Source organism: Paenibacillus sacheonensis (assembly GCF_009909195.1).
GTDB lineage: Bacteria > Bacillota > Bacilli > Paenibacillales > Paenibacillaceae > Paenibacillus_Z > Paenibacillus_Z sacheonensis.
This window is the reverse complement of the sequence record NZ_JAAAMU010000001.1, coordinates 70,014-92,326: the sequence shown is the minus strand read 5'-3', so window position 1 is coordinate 92,326 and position 22,313 is coordinate 70,014. Positions and strand designations below refer to the sequence as shown.

Below are 22,313 nucleotides of genomic sequence, written 5' to 3'. Positions count from 1 at the left end.
GCTACTCGCCCTCCTTCTGGCCGAACAGCCGGTAGCTGAGTTTCAGGGCAAAATAAGACATCGCGAGAAGCACGATCGATACCGTGGACGCGTAACCGAGCTCGAAACGGATGAACGCGTAGTCGTCGATATGGTTCAAGATCAGATGGCCGGAATACGACGGCGTGATGGGCATCCCCGTCAGCTGCACCGAGATGGCGCCCGCCTTCAAGGTGCCGACGATGGCCATGACGGCGCTGAACAGCATCTGCGGCTTCATCGACGGAATCGTGATGTAATACACTTCTTGCAGCCGGCTCGAGATGCCGTCGATTTTGCCCGCCTCGTACAGCTCCTTGTTCACCGTGTCCAAGCCGGCGAGCAGCGACAGGAAGCCGACGCCGAAGCTCATCCAGATCGTGACGACGATCATGATGATCAGTAAGTATTTCGGGTCCTGCAGCCAGAGCACCGGCTTCGAGATCATGCCGTATTTGAGCATGAAATGGTTGATGTATCCGACGTAATCGCCGCTGAACGCGGCCTGCCAGACGACCGTGAGCGCCACTCCGCCCGCCATGGATGGCGCGTACACGGCCAGCGTCACGACGTCCCGGATCGCCTTCGGCAGCTGGTAAATGAGCCAGGCGATGAAGAAGCTGAGCGCGTAGCCGAGCGGGCCTACGAAGAAGGCGAATTTGAGCGTGTTCGGCAGCGCGTATTTCATGAAGATCGTATCCTGCGTGATGAGTGCGATAAAATTGTCGAACCCGACGAAGCGCGGAACGTTGAAGGCGTCGTACGACGTGAAGCTCATGAGCAGCGCCAGCGCGACCGGCACGAGAATAAAGGCGACGAAGCTGATCAGGAAGGGCGCGAGGAACAAGTACGCCAGCCGCTCCTTCCACAGCGTGGCCAGCACCCCTTTGACGTCGGGGACCGGCACCCTTCGCAGCCTTGGCTTCCGGTCCGGCGCCGGCTTCGGCAGCGGCGCCGGATTCGCCCCCGGGCGAACGATCGTCATGTCTTTCATGGTTGCACCGTCCTCCATTCGAAAGGCTTATCGATGACGGGCAGCCGCAGATCGTACTTCCCGTCCAGGTTCAAATTGTTCTGCTTGCGGAGCATCTCGCGCTCCAAATCCGTGAACGCGCGGTCGAGCGACGCCTTCGGCGGTACCTTCTGCACGACCGTCCGGTTCCAGGCGAAATCCATTTCCCTGCCCAGGTAATAACCGCCCGGAACGGCCGGAATGTTGAGCGTCCAACGGTTCTGCTCCTCGATCGCCGAAATGTCCGCCGACGGCCATGGCATCTCCGCCAGTGCCGGCATATTGGCCGTATTCCAGCGATATTCGGGCCCGTTGAACGATTCGATGTTCGAGCCGTACTCCAGCTGGACTTCCTTCGACGTCCACCACTTCAGGAACGTCCATGCCTGGTCCTTTTTGTCGCTCTTGCCCAGGATCATCGCCGACGTCATGTTGTTCGGCGCCCAGCGCGCGATCTTTCCGTCCGGCCGCAAGATGCCCGGCATCGCCGCGACGCCCCAATCGTCCCGAATCTCGGGCGCGGAGACAAGCAGTTGAATGTACGTATTGAAGTCGGCTACGCCGATCGGCATGTCGCCGCGCTTGAAGTGGTTAAAGAACGACGGCACGTCGCGCGGCAGTTCGAACTTGCCGTACAGATCCGTCCACATCGTGAAGGCCCGGTACGCAGCTTCCGTATCAAACCCGGGCTTCAATCCGTCCTGCGAATAGAGGGAGACCCCGTTCTGCAGAAAGAAGGGCGCGTAGTCCTTCGACGGGTAATAGAACGACATGGCGTTCTCCTGCAGCGTCGGCAGCAGCTTGCGGACGTCGTCCCATGTCTGCGGAACGCCGAGACCAAGCTCCTTCATGACGCTCTTGCGGTAGAACATCAAATAATAGGATTGCGTTTCCGGCAGCGCGTACACCCCTTGGTTGAAGGCGAACGAGCGCATCGCGCCGGGATTGAACTGCGAGACGGCGTCCGCGAAGCCCGGCAGCTTGCTTAAATCCGCAGCCGCCCGGCGCATCGCGTAATCCGTCGGCATATCCATGGGTACGCCCAGCGCCGCGTCCGGCTGGTCGTCCCCCGCGTTGCTGAGCAGCAAAGCGTTCGGATCCGGCATCAGATTGATGTTCACCTTGATGCCGGTCTGCGGCGTGAACGATTGATTCGTCATTTCCTGCAGCAGATCCGCATAGTCGCGTCCCCGCGCGACCCAGATTTGCAGCGTTTTGTCGTCCTTGTCGCTGCGGGTATCGTATTTCAGCTTGAACGTGCGCAGGAAGTTGACGGCGGTGTACGGGATTTTGGATGCCCAGTTCGACTCCTTCAGCTCCGGCTTCGCTCCCGGCGACTTGACCACGAGATAATCCATCGTCATTCCCTGCTGCGAGAAGGTATCGAGCCACGTGCCGAGCCGGGTTTGCAGATCGGTCAGCTTGCCCATCTTCTGCGGAATGTCGTCCAGATCGGAGAGCAGGTCATCCAACACCGCGATGCCGACATTGATGGAATTGGTCGCGTCGTTCGTATTCTGATTCAAGCCGTTCAGATACGTCTCCACCGTATGCAGCCGATCCCTTACGCCGGATAGGCGCGTCTCCAAATCCGGAATGTACGCGGCAAGGTCCCAGGTCCGGTTCGCGTCTCCCGCGTTGGCGCCGTAATCGCCCGTCACCTTGCGAATCATCTGCTCCAATCCGAACATCTCCGAAATGGCGCTGCGCAGCGAGAGAATAGCGGGATCGAGCAGCGAAGCGTCGGCGACGAGACGGATCTCGTGCTTGCCTTTCTCCATGTAGAATCGGTACGGCACGCCGTCCTTGTCTTGAATCGGGTACACCGTCAGCTTCGAATTGTACGGGAACGCGTAATGCAGCATCTCCTCGTACGGCGTCCTGCCGTCGATCTGGATCGTGCGGTAAATATTCGATTTGCCTTGAAACCGCTGGTAATACTTCACGTCGAGCTCGTACCAGCCGTTCTCCGGCACGTCGACGCTCCACTCCGCCCATTGCCCGGCTTTCTGCCAACGGCTGCCGTCGATGGTGTTGTAGACCACCCGCCCCTTCGGATCGGGAGACACGTGCGGCTCGCTGTAGCTGCCAACCTGCAGGGACGGGTGGGATTTGCGGTCATAGCTCTCCGCTTCGATCACCTTATACCAGGCGGAATCGGCGTTAGCCGCATGCGCGCCGTCCGCGTCCTTGTCGTAAGCAGGCAGCTGTTCCGGCGCGGTCAGCCGGATCGCGCCCCATTTCATCGCTTCGTTCAACGCAAGGAAGCGGAGCTTATGAATTCCCTTCTTGAGGCTGAACCGCAGCGGCTCGGAGGATACGGCGTAATTGCGCAGCTGTTCCGTCTCCCAGCCCGATACGGCGACCTGCGCCGACCGAATCTCGTTGCCGAGCTCGTCTTTGGCGAACGGACGCGTCCGGTCCTGCCAATACTTGATCAGTTCGATCGACTTCGCTTCGGCGAACGGATACTTGCCGTCGATCCGTAAGCCATAGAAAACGGAGCTCGTGCTGTTCGCCTGAAGCGGTTCGTATCGAAGCTCGATCGTATAAAGGCCGTCTGCCGGCACGTCGACGGTCCATTCGGTCCAACCTTCGCTGTTATTCCACGACAACGAGTTCCCGTTTCCTTTGGAATCGCTTGCAACAGCGAGCTTGGCATTGTCCCCGCTGCCCGAATAGTCCGCCGGGTTCACGTTGACCGGTTTTCCCTGATAGTCGCGTATGCCTCCCGCAGCGTAACTCTCCAGCGCTTCGTGGTAGAACGGGCTTCCTTCTCCGTCATCGAAGCCAGCCAGTTTGATGCTGTCCGCGGAGACGACCGGGAACGCGCCTTCGTCGCCGCCGAACGAACGATACACGTAGAAGAGGACGATAAGGGCGATAATGGCGGCATACACGTACGATTTCCGAACGCTCATGGCTGCCCTCGCAGGCTATCCGCGCTTAGATTCGCGCCGGTCGCCGCGTCGAAGAAATGGGCCTTCTCCATCTGGAAGCCGACCTCGACGGCGGATTTCAATTCGAAGCCGTCCTCCGCGTCGTCGACCCTGGCCACCAGATTCGTCTCCCCGACGTTCAAGTACAAATACGTATCCGCGCCCATGAGCTCTTTGATGTCGATTAAAGCGCTTACTTTATTGTCGAAATGCTGCAGCCAAGCCGGGTCGCTGACGATATGCTCGGGCCGGATGCCCAGGACGACGCTGCGCAGCGACGGCGCTTCGCGCAGCGAGGGATAGAAGCTCTCGGGAATGCGCAGCCGCAGCCGCTTGTTGTTGAAATACATGCGGCCCTCGCTCTCCGCAATGCCGCCTTCGATGAAATTCATGGCCGGCGATCCGATGAAGCCGGCGACGAACAGATTGGCCGGATGCCGGTAGATGCGCTGCGGCGTATCCGCCTGCTGGATGACGCCGTCCTTCATGACGACGATTCGCGTCCCCATCGTCATCGCTTCCGTCTGGTCGTGGGTCACGTACACGGTCGTCGTCCCAAGCTCCCGATGAAGCCGGATCAGCTCCGCTCTCGTCTGGGCGCGCAGCTTGGCGTCCAGATTGGACAGCGGCTCATCCATCAGAAACACTTTCGGCTCGCGCACGATGGCCCTGCCGAGCGCAACCCGCTGCTTCTGCCCGCCGGAGAGCTGGCCCGGCTTCTTGTCGAGGTAATTCGTGATTTCGAGGATGCGCGCCGCCTTCTTCACCCGCATGTCGATCTCGTGCTTCGCGGTCTTCCTGAGCTTGAGACCGAGCGCCATATTCTCGTAAACCGTCAAATTCGGGTAGAGGGCGTAGTTCTGGAAAACCATCGCAATATCCCGATCCTTCGGCGATACGTAATTGATGTAGCGGTCTCCGATATAAATCTCGCCGTCCGATATATCCTCGAGCCCGGAAAGCATCCGCAGGGTCGTCGTCTTGCCGCAGCCCGACGGGCCGACCAGCACGAGGAACTCGCCATCCGCTATCTCGAGATTAAAATCGTCGACCGACGGTTTCTTCTCCGAACGATACGTTTTGAAAACATGTCGGAACGATACGCTAGCCATAGGATCCCTCCTGGAAGCCCAAACTTATTTACAAGAAAATACTATAATTTATAGATTAAAAAGTCAATTTAATTTTTGTATAAAATTTGTATTTATAGTTTATTAAATTAATTAACCCTGTTTCCCCCACAGCTACAGCGAATCCCGTTCCACGAATCGCGTCGGAAAAATATGATGCAGCGTATAGTCGCGCTCGCCCTTCATCTTCGAGAGGGCGGCGTTCACCGCATGGGCGCCGATCTGGAAAGCGGGCACGCCGATCGTCGTCAGTCCCGGCGAGACATAATTGGCCATGTCGATGTTATCGAACCCGAATACCCTTACTTGCCCCGGGACGGCGATGCCCATCGACTGCAGCGCGTTCAATGCGCCGATCCCGATCGCGTCGCTGGCGGCGAAGAATACCTCCGGCAGCTTGGTGCCGCTCTTCACAAGCCCCGTTACCGCCGCTTTGGCCTGCTCTACGTCGTACTCGTCCAGGTCGATGAGACATTCCTCGCGATATGTCAAGCCGAGCAGCAGATGAATATCCCTGTAGGCCTCGAAGCGCGCCTGCGAGCTGGGGCCGATGTAGCCGACGTCGGCGAACCGGTTGAATACGGCGGTCCGCAGCCAATGCAGCGTGTCTGCATAGAAATTGATGCCGACGTAATCGATATAGTCGGGAATCAAGTCCGGCTCGATGCCCGCCACGACGACGTGAATGTCGTGCTGCTTCAGCATCGAGAAATACTTTCCTTCGGAACCCGCTACCCATATCACGGCCGATACTTCCATCTCGCGCAGCTTATCGCACAACGATCTGGGCGAGTAGAGGCTCAGGTTCATGCAGGTGAACACCATGGAGACGCCTCGTTTGAACGCCTCCGTCTCGATGCCCTGGATGATCTGGTAGGTATACGTGCCGGACAAGGCATAATTGGGCATGCCGATCACGTAAGCCATTCGATACGCGGGAGCTGCATTCGCCGCGGCGCCTCGATCGTTCCTCCGCCTTGTCCTGTAACCCATCTCTGCCACCAGCGACCAGATCAGCTGCTGGGTTTCTTCGCTGCACACGCTCGTATCGTGATGATTGACGACCTTCGAGATCGTGGTGACGGATACGTTGGCCTTCTTCGCAATGTCCTTAAGCGTTACCATTTATCCACCTCAAGCCATAATTTCATTCCCGTCATCCGGTCCTGAGCGACATCCGATCGCCGCCATCAGCTTTCCGCTCGCACGAGCGGCTGCGCGGCTTCGTTTCCGTTGATCCGGCAGGTCAGAACGCCGCCCGCGACCCGGTTGCCGTCGATTTCGACGTTGTCGCAGGCCTTTAAATCGACCGCATAGGGAAGATGATTAGGCTTCGGATACGTGCTCGTCCGTTCGATGTCGTTATCCCTGAAGCTCAAGCCGTCGACGGAATGTCCGGACAACAGGACGGGATGGAACGTCCGGAACAGGTTGTTTTCAATCACGATGCCGGAATGGTAATAGCCCTCGTACGATTCAGGCTTTTCGATCTCCGGATCGATATCGATCGTCCCTTTCCCCCAAAACGGATACCCGTAATTGCAGTCTTCGAACACGTTGTTCCGGATCGCTACGCTGCGCAGGGCGCCCGATTCGAACCAGTAGTTCGCATCGCCGGACAGCTTGAGCGCCGAGCCCGGCGTGCAGACGAAGTTGTCCTCGAACAGCACGTCGCCGGATGTCGTGATGAGGAAACCGCGGGCCCGGTTTGCTTTGGCGACGCAGCCGTGGATATGAAGATTCGGCGTCCAGGAGAGGTTCTCGATCGCGTCCCCGCCGCGGATATCCGCCGGCAGCCTCGCTTCCAATTCGACCAGCATGTATTCGGCATTGATCCGGCGAACGGATGCCACCGTCGTCTCGAAGAACGGCAGCAGCGAGTCGCGGCGGATCAGCCTCACCCGGTCTCCCTCGCCAAGCACCTCGACTCCCCTCTGCTGCGGATGGACAAGCCGGCAGAGAAGCTCATCGCCGCGGCGTTCGGCGATTTGCGCATAGATGCCGTGCACGTTGCACGGATCGTCCATTTGGTTCTCGAACAGGCAGTTCTCGATCTCGATGAACCCCTTGCAGTTGACGAAATGACAGGCGTCGGCAGAGGCGCTGAACAAGCGTCCCGAGCCCGGACGGGGCGTGACGTTGAAGGCGGACAGCCGCAGGTTTTCCGATTTTTGCGCGATAACCCCCATGCCGGCGCTGGCATGCAGATCGACGAACGCGATGCTTACGTCCCGACTGTCCGTAATGAAAATGCCGGGGCAGTCCCGATGCCCGGCTTGAAGCAGCAGGACGTCGCCGCGCTCGGGCGCAAAATGCGTGAATCCGCTCCAGCGGACGAGACCTTCGCCGATCGCCTCGACGCGGCCTTCCTTGTAGCCGTCCCACATCAGGCTGTCGCCCGAGCGGAACTTCGACGCTTTCGTCCGCGGATCCATCACGATGATGCCGGTCACCGGTTCTTCCCAGCCCTCGCCGATCGCGATCAGTTCCCCGCCGCGCACGGCATACGGATAATCGTCGGGTATGCTGACCGCGAAGCCCGCGGCATCGGCGTGAACGACCATGCCCTGCGATAGCGTGGGGCGCTTATAATCGATCGCGAAGTTCTTGAGCGCGATATCCGAAGACCCGTCGATGACAAAAGGCGTCGTCAGCCCGTGCATGATAAACGTTGCGCCTTGTCCGTCCAGCGTGAAGCCGGTCATGCCGAGCAGCGGAAAGGCGATCTTCCTCGTTTTCTCCTGATCGTGATTGGAAACGTAATACTGACGCTCGACCGCCTTATCCGGCCAGAAGTGATATTCTCCTTCGGCGAACGTGAGCGTGGCGCCGCCAATGCCGCGGCAGTGCTCGATGGCCTGCAGCACCGCAAGCGTGGCATCCTCCTCCTGGTTCGGCTTCAATCCGAATGACTCGACCATTACGTTCAACGACATCTCTCCATTTCATAAGAAACCTAATGAGCAAAATGAATGTAATTCACTATAAAGATAGTATTAATTATACTTTAAATCAAGAAATATTTTTACTTTAATTACTCACGATGATGATATCGTTTTGTGCTTTAATTCCTCCCTTCTCCGCGTATTGCAGCCGCTTTCCTGTCATGCCGGCCCTTAGCCGCGCAACGCAAAAACCGCCGCTTCGCAATGGAAGCGGCGGCTCGGGTACAGCCAAAAGCCGGTGAAGGCTGCTATGAAGTCTGCTATCAGGTCTGCTATCACGACTCCAGACTCATATCGAGGAACAGGCCTGTGATCAGGGACTATTATCGAGCATGAAATAAACGTTAGCCCGTTATAAGGACTGCCGCTCGATGAACTGGGTCGGGAAGAAAAAGCGGACCGCGAAATCGCGTTCGCCGTTCAGCTTGGACAGGGCGGCCTGCACCGCCATCACGCCGATCTTGAACGTCGGCACCTCGATGGTCGTCAAGTCCGGCACGAAGTAGCTCGCCATCTCGCTGTTGTCGAAGCCCATGATGCGAATATCCTCGGGTATGCGGATGCCCCGACCCTTCAAGACGACCATCGCGCCTAAGGCGATGGCGTCGCTTGCCGCGAAGATGGCGTCCGGCAGACGTTCGGTTCGAGTCAGATAGTCGAGCATGACCGCTTTCGAATCTTCCATCTCCCATTCGTCAAGCTGGATGACATGTTCTTCGCGCAGCGTTTTGCCCAGCACGGCATGAGCGTCGGAGAACGCCTCGTAACGCGCGTACTGCTTGGGTCCGATGTACCCGACGCGTTCGAATCGGTTGACCAAGCGCGTTTTCATCCAATGCAGCGTTTCCGTGTAGAAGTCGATTCCCACGTAGTCTGCGTATTCGGGATAAAAGCCGGGCTCGATGCCGGCGATCGTTATCATGATTCCGAGTCTGTTCATGACCTCGAAGTACTGTTCTTCCGTTCCGGCAACCCAGATGACGGCCTCCACGCCCGCGGCTTCCAGCCTTTCTCCGAGCGCCTCCGGTGTGTACAAACTCAAATTCAGACAGGTGAACGAGATGTCGATTCCGCGGCGGATCGTTTCCGACTCGATGCCTTTAATAATTTGATAGCCGTACGATTGCTGCATGGCATAGGACGATAAACCGAGCACGTAAGCGATGGCGTAACTGCGGCTGCCCTGCGGCTCCTGCTTCGTCCCCGCCGCCTTCTTCTTCGCTTTATAGCCCATGGAACCGACAAGCGACCAGATCAGCTTCTGCATCTCTTCGCTGCACACGGTCGTATCGTTGAAGTTGACGACGCGCGAGACGGTTGTCACGGAAACGTTTGCTTTTTTTGCGATATCGCTAAGCGTAACCATTATTATCCTCCGGACTCTAACTGACTTCTAGTTCAATTTCGTATGATCCCATTGTGCATGCAGTATAATAGCGTTGTCAATGTCAGGCAGAATGCGGGCATGACGAAAAGCGCCGACCCCTGGGGTCGGCGCTTTTCGTCAAACTTACATTTTGTGCAAGGTCACGAGGCAGACATCGTTCTCCAGCATGTCGGTCTCGTACGTGAATGGTTGGTCTTCCGCGACCGTCACTTTGCGAACATGCTCCGGCAGGCCGGCGTTGCGCTCGTCGAGGCGGCGGATCTGCTCCCTGCTCAGCGTGCTCTTCGGATCGAGATCCAAATAGTCCGTGTACGCATCGTTGCTCCGGTATCCCGTGCGGTAGACGCACACCTCGTAATCGCCCGGCTCGAGTCCGGCGATGACCACTTTGGACGGTCCTGCCGGCAGCGCCGGCTGTTCCTTGCCGTAGTACAGTTTGTTCTCCGCGTCCTGGCGGACGGTGCAGTCCCAGAACAGCACCTGCGCGCCTTTCTCGTCCCGGCAGGCGAACGCTTCCGTATCTTCGCAAGCGAGCGCGGTCTCCCCGAGCAGATTCAGGTAGCGGTAAGCGAAATAGGCCGGCTTGCGGATGCCCTGCAGGTTCATCAGACCGAACCCGCCATGGAAATGGCCGGTCGGCGGACCGTCCTCTTCGAACACGTCGGATATCTCGCAGTAAGACATCGCTTTGACGTGGCCCTGCACCGCTTTCAGCCGCGACAGCAGGAAGGAGGCCGCGTGGTAGGAGTCGCGAAGCGGATCCCAGTAGTGATAGGTCAGCCCGAACTCGGTGAAATACAAGTCCAAATCCGGCATCGACGATGCCGCGATGTCCGCTTTGGCGCGAAGCACTTCGGCGAGAACGCCGTCCGGCTTGTAATACATATTGTCCTGCGCCCAGCCCGTGCCCGGCGACCAGACCGGCGTCCGAACGGCGCCCTCCGGCCCCGTATACGGCGCTTCCTTTGACCCTCCGCTTTCTCCCGGCTGGCAGGAATACGCGTGCGTCGTAATAAAGTCGAGCGGTACGCCGTTCCGGACGCAATGCTCGATCAAGCCGCCGATCCAGCCCGGATTGCCGGCCGTAGCCGGACCGCCCACGCGATAATGAGGCGATACGCTTCGAACGGCGCGAGCGGACGTCTCGTAAAGCTTGATGTATTCTTCCAGGCCTGCGGTAAAGAACATATTATGCTGATCCGGCTCGTTCCACACCTCGAAAAACCAATGCTTTACCTCGCCCTCGCCGTAGCGGTCCGTGAAATGTTGCACGGTCTCGCGAATCAACGCGGACCACTTGTCGTAATCGTTCGGCGGCGTGACGTTGCTGTCTTCCCAGAAGACCGTCTTGTCTCCGCTCGCCAGCGCCTGGGGCATGAAGCCGAATTCGACGAACGGGCGCATGCCGGCATCGAGAATGTAATCATAGACGGCGTCGACGTACATCCAGCTGTAGATCGGATTGCCGTCCTTGTCTTCCCTGTAGACGCCCATGTCGTCGTCGAACAGGCCGTGGAATCTTAAATATTGAAACCCGCACTCCTTGCCTCCGCGGTCAAGATGCATCTGATGGTCGCTTCTGAGCAGCGTGTTGGCGCGCCCCGTGCTGACGCAGGTCTTATAGAAAGCGTCGTGCTTTCCCTTCGCGTTCGCGATATCGATATTCAACAATCTCATGAAGCCGATTCCCCTCTTCTATATTTTATCGTAGCCGGTCGACCAAGGAACGAGCTCGCGCACAACGCATCGTTCGCTCGTACGCAGCAGGAACAGGACGCAATTTGAGATATCCTCCGGCAGCATCCAATCCGCCGGGGCGCTCGCCACGCCGATGTCCCGCACCATTCTCGTGTCGGTGATGCCGGGATATACGGTGCTGACTTTTACGCCGAATTCCTTGCCCGTCTCGTACAGCGCCTCGGACAAGCCGGCGACGGCGCATTTGGATGCGCCGTACGCGGCCAGATGCGCCGGCACGCCGAGCGCGACCGTGGAAGACAGGTTGACGATGTAGCCGGCCCGCCTCCGCTTCATGTCGGCGAGCGCGCGCTTGCTTAGCTTGAACAGCGCGTCCACGTTGATCGCGAACGTCTCGTACCATTCTTCGTCCGTCGTCTCGAGCAGCGGCTTCGGAATGATAATGCCCGCGTTGTTGATCAGAATGTCGATCGCGCCGAACTCCCGTATCGCTTCGTCCGCCAGCCGGTCCACGGCCGCGGCTTCGCTCAAGTCGGCGCATACCGTCAGCGCTTGACCGCCGGTCCGCGCGATCGCCGCGGCAACCTCGTCCAATTCCGCTTCGCTTCGCGCGGCGACGACCGTCCTGCAGCCGGAGGCCGCGAGATCGAGCGCGATTTGGCGTCCGATTCCCCGGCCGCCGCCCGTGATGACGGCGACTTTGCCATGCAAATCCACTAGGTTATCCCTCCAATAATCAGCCTTTGACGCTGCCCAGCGTCATGCCCTGCAGGAAGAACCGCTGCAGGAACGGATAGACGGCGATGATCGGGAACGACGCCAGGAAAATCTGGGCCGCGCGCGACGTCCGGTCGTTGACGATGGACAGCAGTTCGATATCCCGCGTGGACTTCAGGGAGGTGTCGATGTTCACGACGACCGTCTGCAAATAGCTCTGCAGCGGGTAATGCTGCGGGAAGTTCATCAGAATCAGCCCGTCGAACCAGGAGTTCCAATGACCGACGATGCAGAACAGCGTCAGCGTCGCGATCGACGGCGCGGACAGGGGCACGAAGATGCGCCACATGTTCGTCATATGGCCCGCGCCGTCCAAAAACGCCGATTCTTCGATCTCTTTTGGAAGCTGGCGAAAGAAGTTCATGAGCAGGATGACGTTGAAGACCGGCACGGCGCCATAGAGGACGAGCGCCCAGAGGCTGTCCGTCAATCCGAGCGTCTTGATCGTCATGTACCAAGGAATCAGGCCCGTATTGAACAGGATCGTAATAAAGAAATACCACGCGTATGCGTTGCGCTGACGGAATTTCTCGGGATCGCGCGCAAGCGGGTACGCCGTCAAGATCGTGAGCACCATATTGATGACGACCCCGAGCATCACGCGTTTGAGCGAGACGCCGAGCGCCGTCATGAATTCGGGCTTGTTCAATACGTACTCGTAAGCTTTGGTCGTGAAGCCCACCGGCCAGAATTTGACGAGGTTGGCCGATGCGGCGGAGCTGCTGCTGAACGAAATGGCCAGCACGTGAATCAACGGAAAAATGCAGAGCAGCGAGATAGCTGTGAGCAGCGCGTAATTGAACGCGAGAAATAGCTTATAGCTAGGAGATTCGTGCTTGGTCATGGTTGTTCCTCCTGGCTTTGCGAGAATTAGAATACGCGGTAATCCGCGAATTTGCGGGCCAGCGCATACGATCCGGCGATGAATATGAACGAAACCACCGATTTAAATAAACCGACCGCCGTCGCTACGCCGTATTGCGCGTCGAGCATCCCAAGGCGATAGATGAACGTATCGAGGATGTCTCCGCTCTGGTAGACGGCGGGGCTGTACAGGTTGAAGACTTGGTCGAAGCCCGCGTTCAAGACATTGCCCATGCTGAGCGTCGCGAGCAGCACGATCACCGGCACGATACCCGGCAGCGTTACGTGGAAGGTCTGCCTCCAGCGTCCGGCGCCGTCCATCTTCGCCGCTTCGTACAATGTCGGGTTGATCGCTGTGAGCGCGGCCAAATACAAGATCGTGTTAAAGCCGAATTCTTTCCACAGGTCCGAGCTTACGATGACGTAAGGGAACCAATGCACGTCGCCGAGAAAAAAGATCGGTTTGAGCCCGAACGACTTCAACAGCATGTTCACGATGCCGTCGCTCGGAGACAAAATGTCGATCAAGATGCCCGACAGAATGATCCAGGACATAAAGTGCGGCAAATAAACGATGGTTTGCACGGAACGCTTGAACAGCTTGTTGCGGACTTCGTTCAGCAGCAGAGCGAATATGACCGGCACGACGATGAACGCGATAATTTTCATGAGGGAAATGTAAAGCGTGTTAACGAGCGTCTGGAAGGTGCCCGGCAGATGAATCAAATACGTGAAGTTTTGAAAGCCGACCCACTTGGAATGGAACACGCCCCGGGCCGGAATGTATTTTTCGAAAGCGATCACGATCCCGAAGAGCGGGATGTAATTGAAGATGAATACGAGCGCGACTGCCGGAATCAACATCAAATGGAGAGGAACGCTGCCGCGGTTCAATAGTTTATTCATGATGCCACCTCAGTACTGAAAGTCCGGGGAGCCTGCTTGCTCCCCGGCCAGGCCTATCGTTACCCCTAGTTCTTACTTGTTCTTAGCGGCGTACCATTCGTTGACTTCCGCGGTGACGTCGTCGCCGCCGATGCTCTTCCACCTCTCGACGAATTTGTCGAAATCGTCCAGCGGCGCGCTGCCCATGATAATCTTGGTGAACGTCTCGTCTTCGAGCTTCTGCAGCGTGGACATCCGTTCGTTCATGACCGGACCCGGCACGCCGTAGAAACCGTTGACGAACAGCTGGTCGTTCTTCTGGTAGTCCTGATAGACGGCTTGTCCGCTGTTTTCGCCGAACATCTTATCGAACGCCCATCCCGTATTGTCGCCGGAGCGGTATTTCATGATCGCGTCGTACGCCCGTTTCGTGTTCAGGTCGTTCACGATCGAAGGGTCGTTCTTCTTGAAGGCGTCAAGAAGCTTCACCTGGGTATCCATGTTCATCGTAGGCGGCTCCATGTAGATCAGCGGGTATTTCATGAGCAGGACGCCCTTGTCGACGTACTTCTTATCCTGGTCGATCGGCGTCCAGTGGGACGAACGGTCGCCGTCGTAATTCTCGAACATCAGATTGAGCGCTTTGATCACGGCTTCCGGATGCGCATAGCCCTTGCGCACGACGGTAAATCCGGAGAGCGGCAGATCGACCTGCGCTTTGGCGGTCTCGTCGTCCGCGGATACGATCGGATAAGCCTGCCAGTCGGCATTCTTGTCTTGGTTCTTATTATCTTGGAACGGCCAGATGGCGTTCCAGTAACGGCCGTACGTCAAGCCGAGCTTGCCGGCCGCGACCGATTCGGCGACTTTGGAGCCGTCCTTGACGATGAACTCGGAATCGATCAGACCTTCCTTGTACATCTCCTGCAGCTTCGCGAGCGCCTGCTTCATTTGCGGCTGCACGCTGCCGTATTCGAGCTTGCCGTTCACGTCGACCCAGGCTCGCGGGTACGCATGGTAGGCGTTGGCAAACGAGGTCAAATCGGCGAAACCGGCCGTCGGGAAGTTGAACGAGTCCTTATTAGCCGCGAGTCCGTAAGTGTCGGCCTTGCCATTGCCGTCCGGATCCTGCTTGACGAAAGCTTCGGCGATTTTCTCGATGTCGTCGATCGTCTTCGGCGCGGGCAGGTTCAGCTTCTTCAGCCAGTCCTGGCGAACCCAGACGACGTCGGCCTGATCCATCAGCGAGCCGACGTTCGGGATGCCGAGCAGCTTGCCGTCCGTCATCATCGCGTCGACGATTTTCGGATCGGACATCAGTATTTTCTTGGTCAGCGGGGAAGCGTACGTATTGAACGCATCGGTCAGGTCTTCGATTTGATCGCCGTCCACGAGCATTTTGAACTGCTTCTTCGGGACGTACATGACGTCCGGCAGCTCGCCGGATGCGATCGTGACGTTCAGCTTCGATTCGTATTGGGAGGCATCGGACGTATCCGCGACCCAGTCGTATTTGAGATTGATGCCCAGCACGTCTTCGTATTCCTTGTGCCACGGGTTGTTGTCGAACGATTCGCCGTCGAGGAACTTCACGGTGCTGTCCGTTGCTTGTCCGACGTGCAATTCGATCGGCGGATCGTACTTGCCCAGCGGATCCGTATTTGCTTGACCGGAAGCGTTCACGCCTGATGCGGATGCGTTGTTATCCTTCTCCTCGTCCTTGGAGGAGCAGGCAGACAGCGCCATGACGGAAACCAATAGTACGGCCGATAGCATTTTCGTTTTGTGATGCATCTCGGGATCGTTCCCCCTCTGCTGTGATTGGTAGTGGTGACGGTAGAGGCCTCTGTTCACATTATAGGGGAGCGCTTTCACCTTTTATATCGTATTCTGTCTACTTCGTTGACCTTTATCCACTTGTTGTTTGTTCCCTTCAAGACAAAAAGACCGATAACCTAGCAGGTCATCGGTTTCGCTGGAAACGCAGGAAAAGTCATGTACTATTTGGCGGTCCCGGCCGCGTTGGGCCGGGAATCCCGGTATTCCTGCGGAGACATCTGCATCGCTTTCTTGAAGAAACGGGTGAAATACGAAGGCGATTGATAACCGATCGCCGCGGCGACGGCGTGGATCTTGATCTGCGGCTGCTCCAGCATTTCTTTCGCTTTGCGAAGCCTGCGTTCATGGATGTAGTCGGATAAATATTCTCCGGTCACTTGCCGGAAGAGTCTCGAAAAGTATTTGGGGTTGAAATAGACGCTGTCCGCGAGCGAGGTCAGCGACAAATCGGCATCCAGATGCTCCTGGATATACTGCTGCACCTGGTGGATGGCGATAATGGACCGCCTCTCGTTCTCCGCGCTGCGAACGCGGAAGATCGATTGGGCGACCTCCCGGCAGACCTCGAACGTTTCCGCGAGCGTAAGCGCCGGAAAGCCCGCCAGCAGCGCGTCGACGTCGATATCTCCGACCAGCTGCTCCGTCAGCTCGTAACGGTTCAGGAACGAGACGAAAAACAGCGACAGCCGCTGCTTCGTCTCCGACTGCGAGGACCGCCTGCCGGACGCGCCTTCGGCCATCGTCATTCGAAGCCGTTCGTACGCTTCCAGGAACGGCTCGCTTTGTCCTTGCTCCAATAACAGCTCGAGGTCTTCGAGGGCTTGGGCCAGCCTCTGCACGAGCAGCGGCTGGCCGTCGAACTGCGGCGGCCTTCCTTTGTCGTTCATGAAGTAAGCCTCCGTCAGCACGAGCACGTCGGTTCCCTGCTCCACGCGGCTGTTCAGCACGGAACGCGCGTAGCGGAACGCTTCGGCCAGATTGCTCCACGGCAGCGGCTGGCCGCCGACGATGAACGACAAGGAGAAGCCGAGCGACTGCTGGCACGCCTGGCGGACGAGCTCCAGCGCGCCTTTGACGAACACGGGCGTATGCTGTCCCTCGTCCTCGCCTTCGGCGGCCGGCTGGGCGAACCAGACGAAGTACGTCCGGCTGTGGCGAATCACCGTCTCGGCCATGCGGACGTACGGCGATAAGTAGCGCTCGACGAGCAAGGACACGGCGTATTCTTCGCTGGCGCGGCTGAACACGTTCGCGTCTCCGCTCGCTAGATCCTGGCGGCAGCCGACGATGAGCATCACCGGCCGGGAAGCCGAGATGCCGATCTCCAGCTCGCCGAGCCGCTCCCCCAGATCCTCGCCTTCTCCACGCTCGAGAACGGCCGTCAGCAATTCCCGGCGGAGCAGGGGCAGCGCCTTGTCCATCTGCTCCCTGGCCGTGCGGAGCAGATGCTCGTCCCGCAGACTCTTCTCCAGATCGCACAGCTGCATGCGGACAGTATCGACGATCTTCTCGTAATCTTCGTTCTTGAGCAGATAGCTGACGCCATGGAACTGAAGCGCCTTGTAGGCGTATTCGAACTGGTCGTGCCCGGTAAGAAACACGATTTTACACTCCGGCCAGCTGCCTTTGATTTTCTCCACGAGCTCGAGCCCGTCCATCCCCTGCATGCAAATGTCCGTCACAATCAAGTCGAATTTCTTGGCGTTCAGCAGCGCGAGCGCTTCGAAGCCCGAATACGCCTTGTGCACCTCGGTGTCGAAGCCTTCCATTTCCTTCAGCGTCTCGAACAGCCCGTCCGCGATGACCGGCTCGTCGTCAACGACCAGCAGCCTGAACATCGTCCATCTCCTCCTTCCGGATTACGGTCATCGTCACCTTCAGCCCCCCCAGCTCGCTGAGCGAAAGCGCGATGCCTGCGTCCTCGCCGTACAGACTCCTAAGCCTGCGGTGGATATTGACGAGCCCCGTCGTTTCCCCGTCGTAATGCTCGTCGTTCAAGCGGGCCGAGAGCAGGCGCAGCTTGTCCGGCCCGATGCCGTCTCCGTTGTCCTCCAGCACGATCTCGAGCTTGCGGTCGGCCGCGTCCGGGAACATGCGGATGCGCAGCAGCCCGTCGCTCAGCTTGTTTTCCAGCACGTACTTGAAGGCGTTCTCGATGATCGGCTGGATGACGAGCCGCGGCACAGGCACTTGTCTCCAGCTGTCCGGCAAGTCGTCGAACTCCACGGTTACCCGGTTGGAGAAGCGCATCGCCTGGATATCCGCGTACGTCATCGCCAGCTCCACTTCTTTCTCGAGCGCGAGCTCCGAAGCGGACGAACGCGTAATGTATTGAAAATAGCCGCCGAGCTTCTTCAGAAACAGAAGCACGTTGTCGTAATCCTCCGCTTTGGCCATACTGTATAACACGAAGTACGTGTTGTATAGAAAATGCGGATTAATCTGCGCCTGCAGATGCTTCAGCTCGGCGTCTTGGGTCAAAATCTTCTGTTTGTACGCCTGATCGATCAGCACGTGCAGGCTTTGCACCATTTCGTTAAAGCGCTCGTACAGATACTCGAATTCGTCATGCCGTGTATGGTTGATTTTCACGGATAGGTTGCCCTGCTCCACCTCCCGGAATGCTCGGACAAGCCGGGCGAGCGGCTTGTGAATGAAACCGTACGAGGATGCGATGAAGAGCAGGAAGATGATAACCGACGCGATCGTGAAAATGCGGAACAGGAGATGGAACGTGTGCACGCGCTTTAAGATCTGATCCTCCGGCAAATAACGGACAAGCGTCATGTCGATCGCTTCGGAACGGCTGTAAATAAGCAGATAGCGCGCGCCGCCCAGCTTCGCGGAGATGACGCCCTGCTGCACCTTCGTTCCCGCGCGGGCGACTTCGTCCGCCGCCTGCCGGCCGATCGGGTCGTCGCTGCTCGAGAAGAACATGCCGCTCTGCCTGTTCTCCAGCACCGTCCCCCCGATGCCGGAAGCCGTCAGCTGCTTGAGTACTTGGTTGATCGCGCTTCCCGCGAGCTCCATCTCCACGGCCACCTTGGGCTGCCCCTTCGACGGATCCCTGACGATCGGGAGCTCGGCATAGAGATACAGCTTGCCCTGATAAAACAATATTTTCGAACGGGAGGCCTGGTACGCTTTCCTTAATGCGCTCATCTTCGCTTGTTCCAATTCCTGCATGCCATCCACGGCGGAAACGGTAATGCCGAGATCGGGAAAATGCGCGTAGGTATTGGCGATATACAGGCTGCTGTGGAGGGCGAAGTTCAGGGCGTCCTGCAGCTTGTTCACGCTCGTGAGCAGCTCGTATTTGGTCATCTGGCCGTGCAGCGCAACGAGCTCGTTCAAATATTCGTTGTCCATCAGTTGGTACTGCACGAGGCGGATGCGCTCGATTTCGCTCTGGAGATGAAAGGTGTAGAACGCGGCCTGGTCGGACAGCGAACCGGACGTCTGCTCCCGGACGGTGTTCGAGCCCCAATTGTAGATGCTGAAGCCGATCGCGTAGACGGGCAGAAAGATGAGCAGGAATACAAGGACGAGCCTGATGAAGATCGTGTTTCGTAACGAATTCGTCGTCCGCCGTAAATTCATGATGCCGCCCCTGTCCGCCGTCTCAGGCCGTAAAGTTTGTAATGGTCGATTTGTCGAAGTTGAGTATACGGGATTTAGGTTCGATTGCGCAATCAAGCACCATTCAGGCCAAGCATTCTGGCAGCTGGCATGCGCGACTGACAGTTCGAATTCCGCATATCGCTCGAACATGCGCTTGGGCTGAGCAGAAGCCGAATTTATCCTTGCCTGATCGTAGTGTGCGCCGGAACGGCAAAAAAGGTACGGAATCCCCGTACCTCTCTTCTAGTGTTAATTCACTGCGGAAGGGCCGGAAGTTTGGCTAACGATGGCTCTCCATCTTACGTCCCGGACGACGGCCGCTCCAAAAAATCCGTCTCGACGACAGGGAGCTCCGGCTGCGTGGGAATGCGAAATGTCTTGATCTCATACGGGCCGAGCAGCGCGTCCACGGTTCGTCCCAAGATGGGGAGCGAGACTACCGCATGCGCGTTCGCGCGGCCTGCGGTTTCCCGGCAGCGGATGATCCATCCGTCTCCGTCCTCGGCGCGCTTCAGCACGTCGGCCTGCACGCCCTCTCCGTCGACGGAGATGAACGAGCCCTGCTGCGGCAGCGGCCCGTCATGGTAGGTCTCGATAACCGTGATCGGAGGCTGATTCAGCTCCGCCGCCCGCCTGATCGTATCTCCTTCCCGCCAGCTCCCATGATGGGGAAGTAGCGTATACGCGAAGTGATGACGGCCCTGGTCGGTGTAGTCATATTCGTCTTGATGCCGGTGGTCCAAGACGGCATTCTCGTCGTAAGCGACGATCGGGCTGCGCAGCACGGTCATGCTCATCGTATTTCCTTTGGTATCGAAGGAATAATTGCAATCGTTCAGGATGCTGATGCCGTATGCCTTGGCCTGTTGACCAGGCAGCATGCCAGTCCGGCTGAACCAGGATTGTCCCGGATATTCCAGTCCGTCGTTCGGACGGGTGATGACGCCGTACGGAATCTCGTAGTCGTCCCCATCCGCGTCGACGGCCACCTCGAAGCGCAGCTTCAGCAGCTTGAATTGCTCAAGCCAGTCCACTTTGGACTTGACTTCCACGCCGTCCAGCTCCCGGTACATCGTAAAATCCTGCAGCAGCCGGGAAGCGCCGTATTCGCTGGCGACCCGGATAACGGACTTGACCGGTCCAAGCTCCAAGAGACGGATGCTCGTCGGGCGGAAGACCCCGATCTGCCGATCGAACCGTTCGATGCCATGGCTCCACGTATCGCTCCGATCCTCGATAACCGCGGCAATGCCGCCTCCGATTCCCCCGACGGCGAAGAGCTCCGCGCCGGACCGCTTGTCGTATAAGCTTCTGATGCCGCCGGTCGCGGGATCGAGCTCAAGCCGCAAGTACGCATTCTCGAGCCGCGTATCGGTGGCGTCGATGCCTTCGAAATCGGCGGCCGACGTCAAGGATGATCGGCGAACGACGCGGAATGTCCGATAGCCGAGCGCCGGAAGCTCGGCGACGAAGCTGAGCCTTTGGCGCCAGATCGTCGTCGACAAGGGAGTCACTCGCTGGACAGCCACTTCTTGGCCGCGCTCATCGACGAGCGTATCCTGATCGGTAAAGCTGTGAAACTCGCGTCCTTCCCCGAAATGACCGAAGTCGAGCTCGACGTTCGCCTTGACCGGCCACGCATGCGCGTTGAAGACGACGATCGGCTTCATTCCCTCTTCCGGGTCGATATGTATGCGCCACGAGATGGACTGCAAGGCGTCGTTTAACGCGCGTCCCGCAATGGCATGCGATTCTCCGTAAGCGTCCCGGGCATCGCGGTCCAAGGCGGCCGATATGCTCGAGCCCGGCAAAATATCGTGAAACTGATTGAAGAGCACGTTCTTCCAGGCACGGTCCAGCTCGGGATAAGGGCGTCCGAGCAGCATCGCGGACACCGATGCCCATTTCTCCGTCGTCGCCATCAGCTGCTCGGCTTGCCGGTTCCATTTCTTCGTGGCGGCTTGGACGCTGTAACAGCCTTTGGCATGCATTTGGAGCTCGCCCGCGAGCACGGGAATGTCCGGAAGCGTCCGCATGTCTTCGAAGAAACGATCCGGCGAACTGAAGACGATATCGACCGGCCCCGCACCGGAAAGCTCGGCTTCCTTCATCACCGTCTCGATATTCTGCTTGGTCGGTCCGCCTCCGTGATTCCCGACGCCGTAATAGATCATCGCCGTCTTCCAAGGCGACTCGGCGGTTTGGCGCTCCCCGAAGCGGATTCCCTGCTCGACGGTCCCCGTAATGATATGCGTGTAGAACGGGATCCGGTACGTCAGCACGCTCGATCCGTCCGGCGAAGTCCAGCGGAACAGATCCGACGCCAATTGGCGTTCATGACTGCCTGGCCGCATGAAGACGTACGCGTCCATCCCGCAGCCTTTGAGCAGCTGAGGCAGCATGGCATGGTGGCCGAAGCTGTCCGTGTTGTAGCCGACGGTGCACAGCGTCCCGAACTTTTCCTGAAAGTAACGCTGCCCGTACAGTCCCTGACGTATAAACGATTCCCCGGACGGCAAATTGCAGTCGGCCTGCACCCACCATCCGCCGCATAAGACCCATCTTCCCTCGGCGACGCGCGCCCGAATCTCCTTGAACATGCCGGCGTCATGCTCTTCCAGCCATTCGTACATGGCCGCTTGGCTGGACGTGAAGATGAACGGCTCGTATTCGTTCATCCGGTCGAGCGCGGAACGGAACGTCGCTTTCATCTCTTGAAACCCTTCCTGCCACTGCCACAACCAGACCGGATCGCTGTGCGCGTATCCGATCATGTGCAGTTTACGTTCCTTCATCCTAGATATGCTCCTTTCGGATAGCGCCTCCCCGATAAGCGGAAGGGGATGTGCCATCGTACGCGCTGAACTGCCTGGAGAACGGATGGCTTGCCGATTAACCATGGAAAGCGACGATGCCGGGCATCGACCGCGAGTTCTCGATCAGCCTCGGCTCCGGCTGACGTGGCAAACTCCCCTCGCTAAGCACCAAAAGCTGCTGTGGTGCATAATTTTGGCTGGCTAACGACTCTACGCGGAGCAAAAGTTGTTCTGATGCAGAATTACAGACCAATTTCCCCTCGCAGAGCGCCAAAAGCTGCTGTACTGCACAATTTCAGGCCAAACTACCCGCGCAGAGTCCCCGGAGCAATTTGGCGCCCTCTACCACCCCGAATTTATGCCTTTTGTGCAACTTTTCAAG

At 58.1% G+C, this 22,313-nt stretch carries 14 protein-coding genes; all 14 read right to left on the bottom strand.

The window, feature by feature from the left end; all coding sequences use genetic code 11:
• Position 1: 1 nt before the first annotated feature.
• The 14 genes from GT003_RS00325 to GT003_RS00260 all read right to left on the bottom strand — a co-directional run bounded on the left by GT003_RS00325 (position 2) and on the right by GT003_RS00260 (position 21,910).
• The gene (locus tag GT003_RS00325; protein WP_239565665.1) at positions 2-1,012 is read right to left on the bottom strand and encodes a carbohydrate ABC transporter permease; all 1,011 of its coding nucleotides are present in this window, start codon (positions 1,010-1,012) and stop codon (positions 2-4) included.
• Positions 1,009-3,951: an extracellular solute-binding protein gene (locus GT003_RS00320; RefSeq protein WP_161693231.1), complete on the bottom strand. Its 2,943-nt coding sequence runs from the start codon at positions 3,949-3,951 to the stop codon at positions 1,009-1,011. The genes GT003_RS00325 and GT003_RS00320 overlap by 4 nt, the downstream gene beginning before the upstream one ends.
• On the bottom strand, positions 3,948-5,081 hold the full coding sequence (locus tag GT003_RS00315; protein ID WP_161693229.1) for an ABC transporter ATP-binding protein: 1,134 nt from the start codon (positions 5,079-5,081) through the stop codon (positions 3,948-3,950). Before GT003_RS00315 ends, GT003_RS00320 begins: the two co-directional genes overlap by 4 nt.
• A gap of 132 nt (positions 5,082-5,213) precedes the next feature.
• Positions 5,214-6,224, bottom strand: coding sequence for a LacI family DNA-binding transcriptional regulator (locus GT003_RS00310; RefSeq protein ID WP_161693227.1), 1,011 nt, complete (start codon positions 6,222-6,224; stop codon positions 5,214-5,216).
• Positions 6,225-6,289: 65 nt separating this feature from the next.
• On the bottom strand, positions 6,290-8,020 hold the full coding sequence (locus GT003_RS00305) for an alpha-1,3-galactosidase-related protein (RefSeq protein ID WP_420831416.1): 1,731 nt from the start codon (positions 8,018-8,020) through the stop codon (positions 6,290-6,292).
• A 376-nt stretch (positions 8,021-8,396) separates the two neighbouring features.
• Positions 8,397-9,410, bottom strand: coding sequence for a LacI family DNA-binding transcriptional regulator (locus GT003_RS00300; RefSeq protein WP_161693223.1), 1,014 nt, complete (start codon positions 9,408-9,410; stop codon positions 8,397-8,399).
• 144 nt (positions 9,411-9,554) lie between these two features.
• A complete protein-coding gene (locus GT003_RS00295) occupies positions 9,555-11,108 on the bottom strand; it encodes a GH39 family glycosyl hydrolase (protein WP_161693221.1) in 1,554 nt (517 codons plus the stop codon).
• Between the two features lie 18 nt (positions 11,109-11,126).
• The gene (locus GT003_RS00290; protein WP_161693219.1) at positions 11,127-11,846 is read right to left on the bottom strand and encodes an SDR family NAD(P)-dependent oxidoreductase; all 720 of its coding nucleotides are present in this window, start codon (positions 11,844-11,846) and stop codon (positions 11,127-11,129) included.
• A gap of 19 nt (positions 11,847-11,865) precedes the next feature.
• Complete coding sequence (locus tag GT003_RS00285) at positions 11,866-12,750, bottom strand: carbohydrate ABC transporter permease (protein ID WP_161693217.1); 885 nt, start codon at positions 12,748-12,750, stop codon at positions 11,866-11,868.
• 26 nt (positions 12,751-12,776) lie between these two features.
• Positions 12,777-13,676 carry an ABC transporter permease gene (locus GT003_RS00280; RefSeq protein ID WP_161693215.1) on the bottom strand — a complete coding sequence of 300 codons (900 nt, stop codon included), beginning with the start codon at positions 13,674-13,676 and terminating at the stop codon, positions 12,777-12,779.
• A 72-nt stretch (positions 13,677-13,748) separates the two neighbouring features.
• Positions 13,749-15,449: an extracellular solute-binding protein gene (locus GT003_RS00275; RefSeq protein WP_161693213.1), complete on the bottom strand. Its 1,701-nt coding sequence runs from the start codon at positions 15,447-15,449 to the stop codon at positions 13,749-13,751.
• 206 nt (positions 15,450-15,655) lie between these two features.
• The gene (locus tag GT003_RS00270) at positions 15,656-17,332 is read right to left on the bottom strand and encodes a response regulator transcription factor (RefSeq protein WP_161693211.1); all 1,677 of its coding nucleotides are present in this window, start codon (positions 17,330-17,332) and stop codon (positions 15,656-15,658) included.
• Positions 17,310-19,094, bottom strand: a complete 1,785-nt coding sequence (locus GT003_RS00265) for a sensor histidine kinase (protein ID WP_161693209.1) — start codon at positions 19,092-19,094, stop codon at positions 17,310-17,312. Before GT003_RS00265 ends, GT003_RS00270 begins: the two co-directional genes overlap by 23 nt.
• 320 nt (positions 19,095-19,414) lie before the next feature.
• Positions 19,415-21,910 (bottom strand): alpha-mannosidase, encoded by a 2,496-nt coding sequence (locus GT003_RS00260; protein WP_161693207.1) that lies wholly within the window; start codon positions 21,908-21,910, stop codon positions 19,415-19,417.
• Positions 21,911-22,313 lie beyond the last annotated feature (403 nt).

What these genes read in the sequence shown, in the direction of transcription:
- GT003_RS00325 (WP_239565665.1), bottom strand. Translation starts at nt 1,012, where the DNA reads ATGAAAGACATGACGATCGTTCGCCCGGGGGCGAATCCGGCGCCGCTG.
- GT003_RS00320 (WP_161693231.1), bottom strand. Translation starts at nt 3,951, where the DNA reads ATGAGCGTTCGGAAATCGTACGTGTATGCCGCCATTATCGCCCTTATC.
- GT003_RS00305 (WP_420831416.1), bottom strand. Translation starts at nt 8,020, where the DNA reads ATGGTCGAGTCATTCGGATTGAAGCCGAACCAGGAGGAGGATGCCACG.
- GT003_RS00270 (WP_161693211.1), bottom strand. Translation starts at nt 17,332, where the DNA reads ATGTTCAGGCTGCTGGTCGTTGACGACGAGCCGGTCATCGCGGACGGG.
- GT003_RS00300 (WP_161693223.1), bottom strand. Translation starts at nt 9,410, where the DNA reads ATGGTTACGCTTAGCGATATCGCAAAAAAAGCAAACGTTTCCGTGACA.
- GT003_RS00275 (WP_161693213.1), bottom strand. Translation starts at nt 15,449, where the DNA reads ATGCATCACAAAACGAAAATGCTATCGGCCGTACTATTGGTTTCCGTC.
- GT003_RS00265 (WP_161693209.1), bottom strand. Translation starts at nt 19,094, where the DNA reads ATGAATTTACGGCGGACGACGAATTCGTTACGAAACACGATCTTCATC.
- GT003_RS00285 (WP_161693217.1), bottom strand. Translation starts at nt 12,750, where the DNA reads ATGACCAAGCACGAATCTCCTAGCTATAAGCTATTTCTCGCGTTCAAT.
- GT003_RS00260 (WP_161693207.1), bottom strand. Translation starts at nt 21,910, where the DNA reads ATGAAGGAACGTAAACTGCACATGATCGGATACGCGCACAGCGATCCG.
- GT003_RS00310 (WP_161693227.1), bottom strand. Translation starts at nt 6,224, where the DNA reads ATGGTAACGCTTAAGGACATTGCGAAGAAGGCCAACGTATCCGTCACC.
- GT003_RS00295 (WP_161693221.1), bottom strand. Translation starts at nt 11,108, where the DNA reads ATGAGATTGTTGAATATCGATATCGCGAACGCGAAGGGAAAGCACGAC.
- GT003_RS00280 (WP_161693215.1), bottom strand. Translation starts at nt 13,676, where the DNA reads ATGAATAAACTATTGAACCGCGGCAGCGTTCCTCTCCATTTGATGTTG.
- GT003_RS00315 (WP_161693229.1), bottom strand. Translation starts at nt 5,081, where the DNA reads ATGGCTAGCGTATCGTTCCGACATGTTTTCAAAACGTATCGTTCGGAG.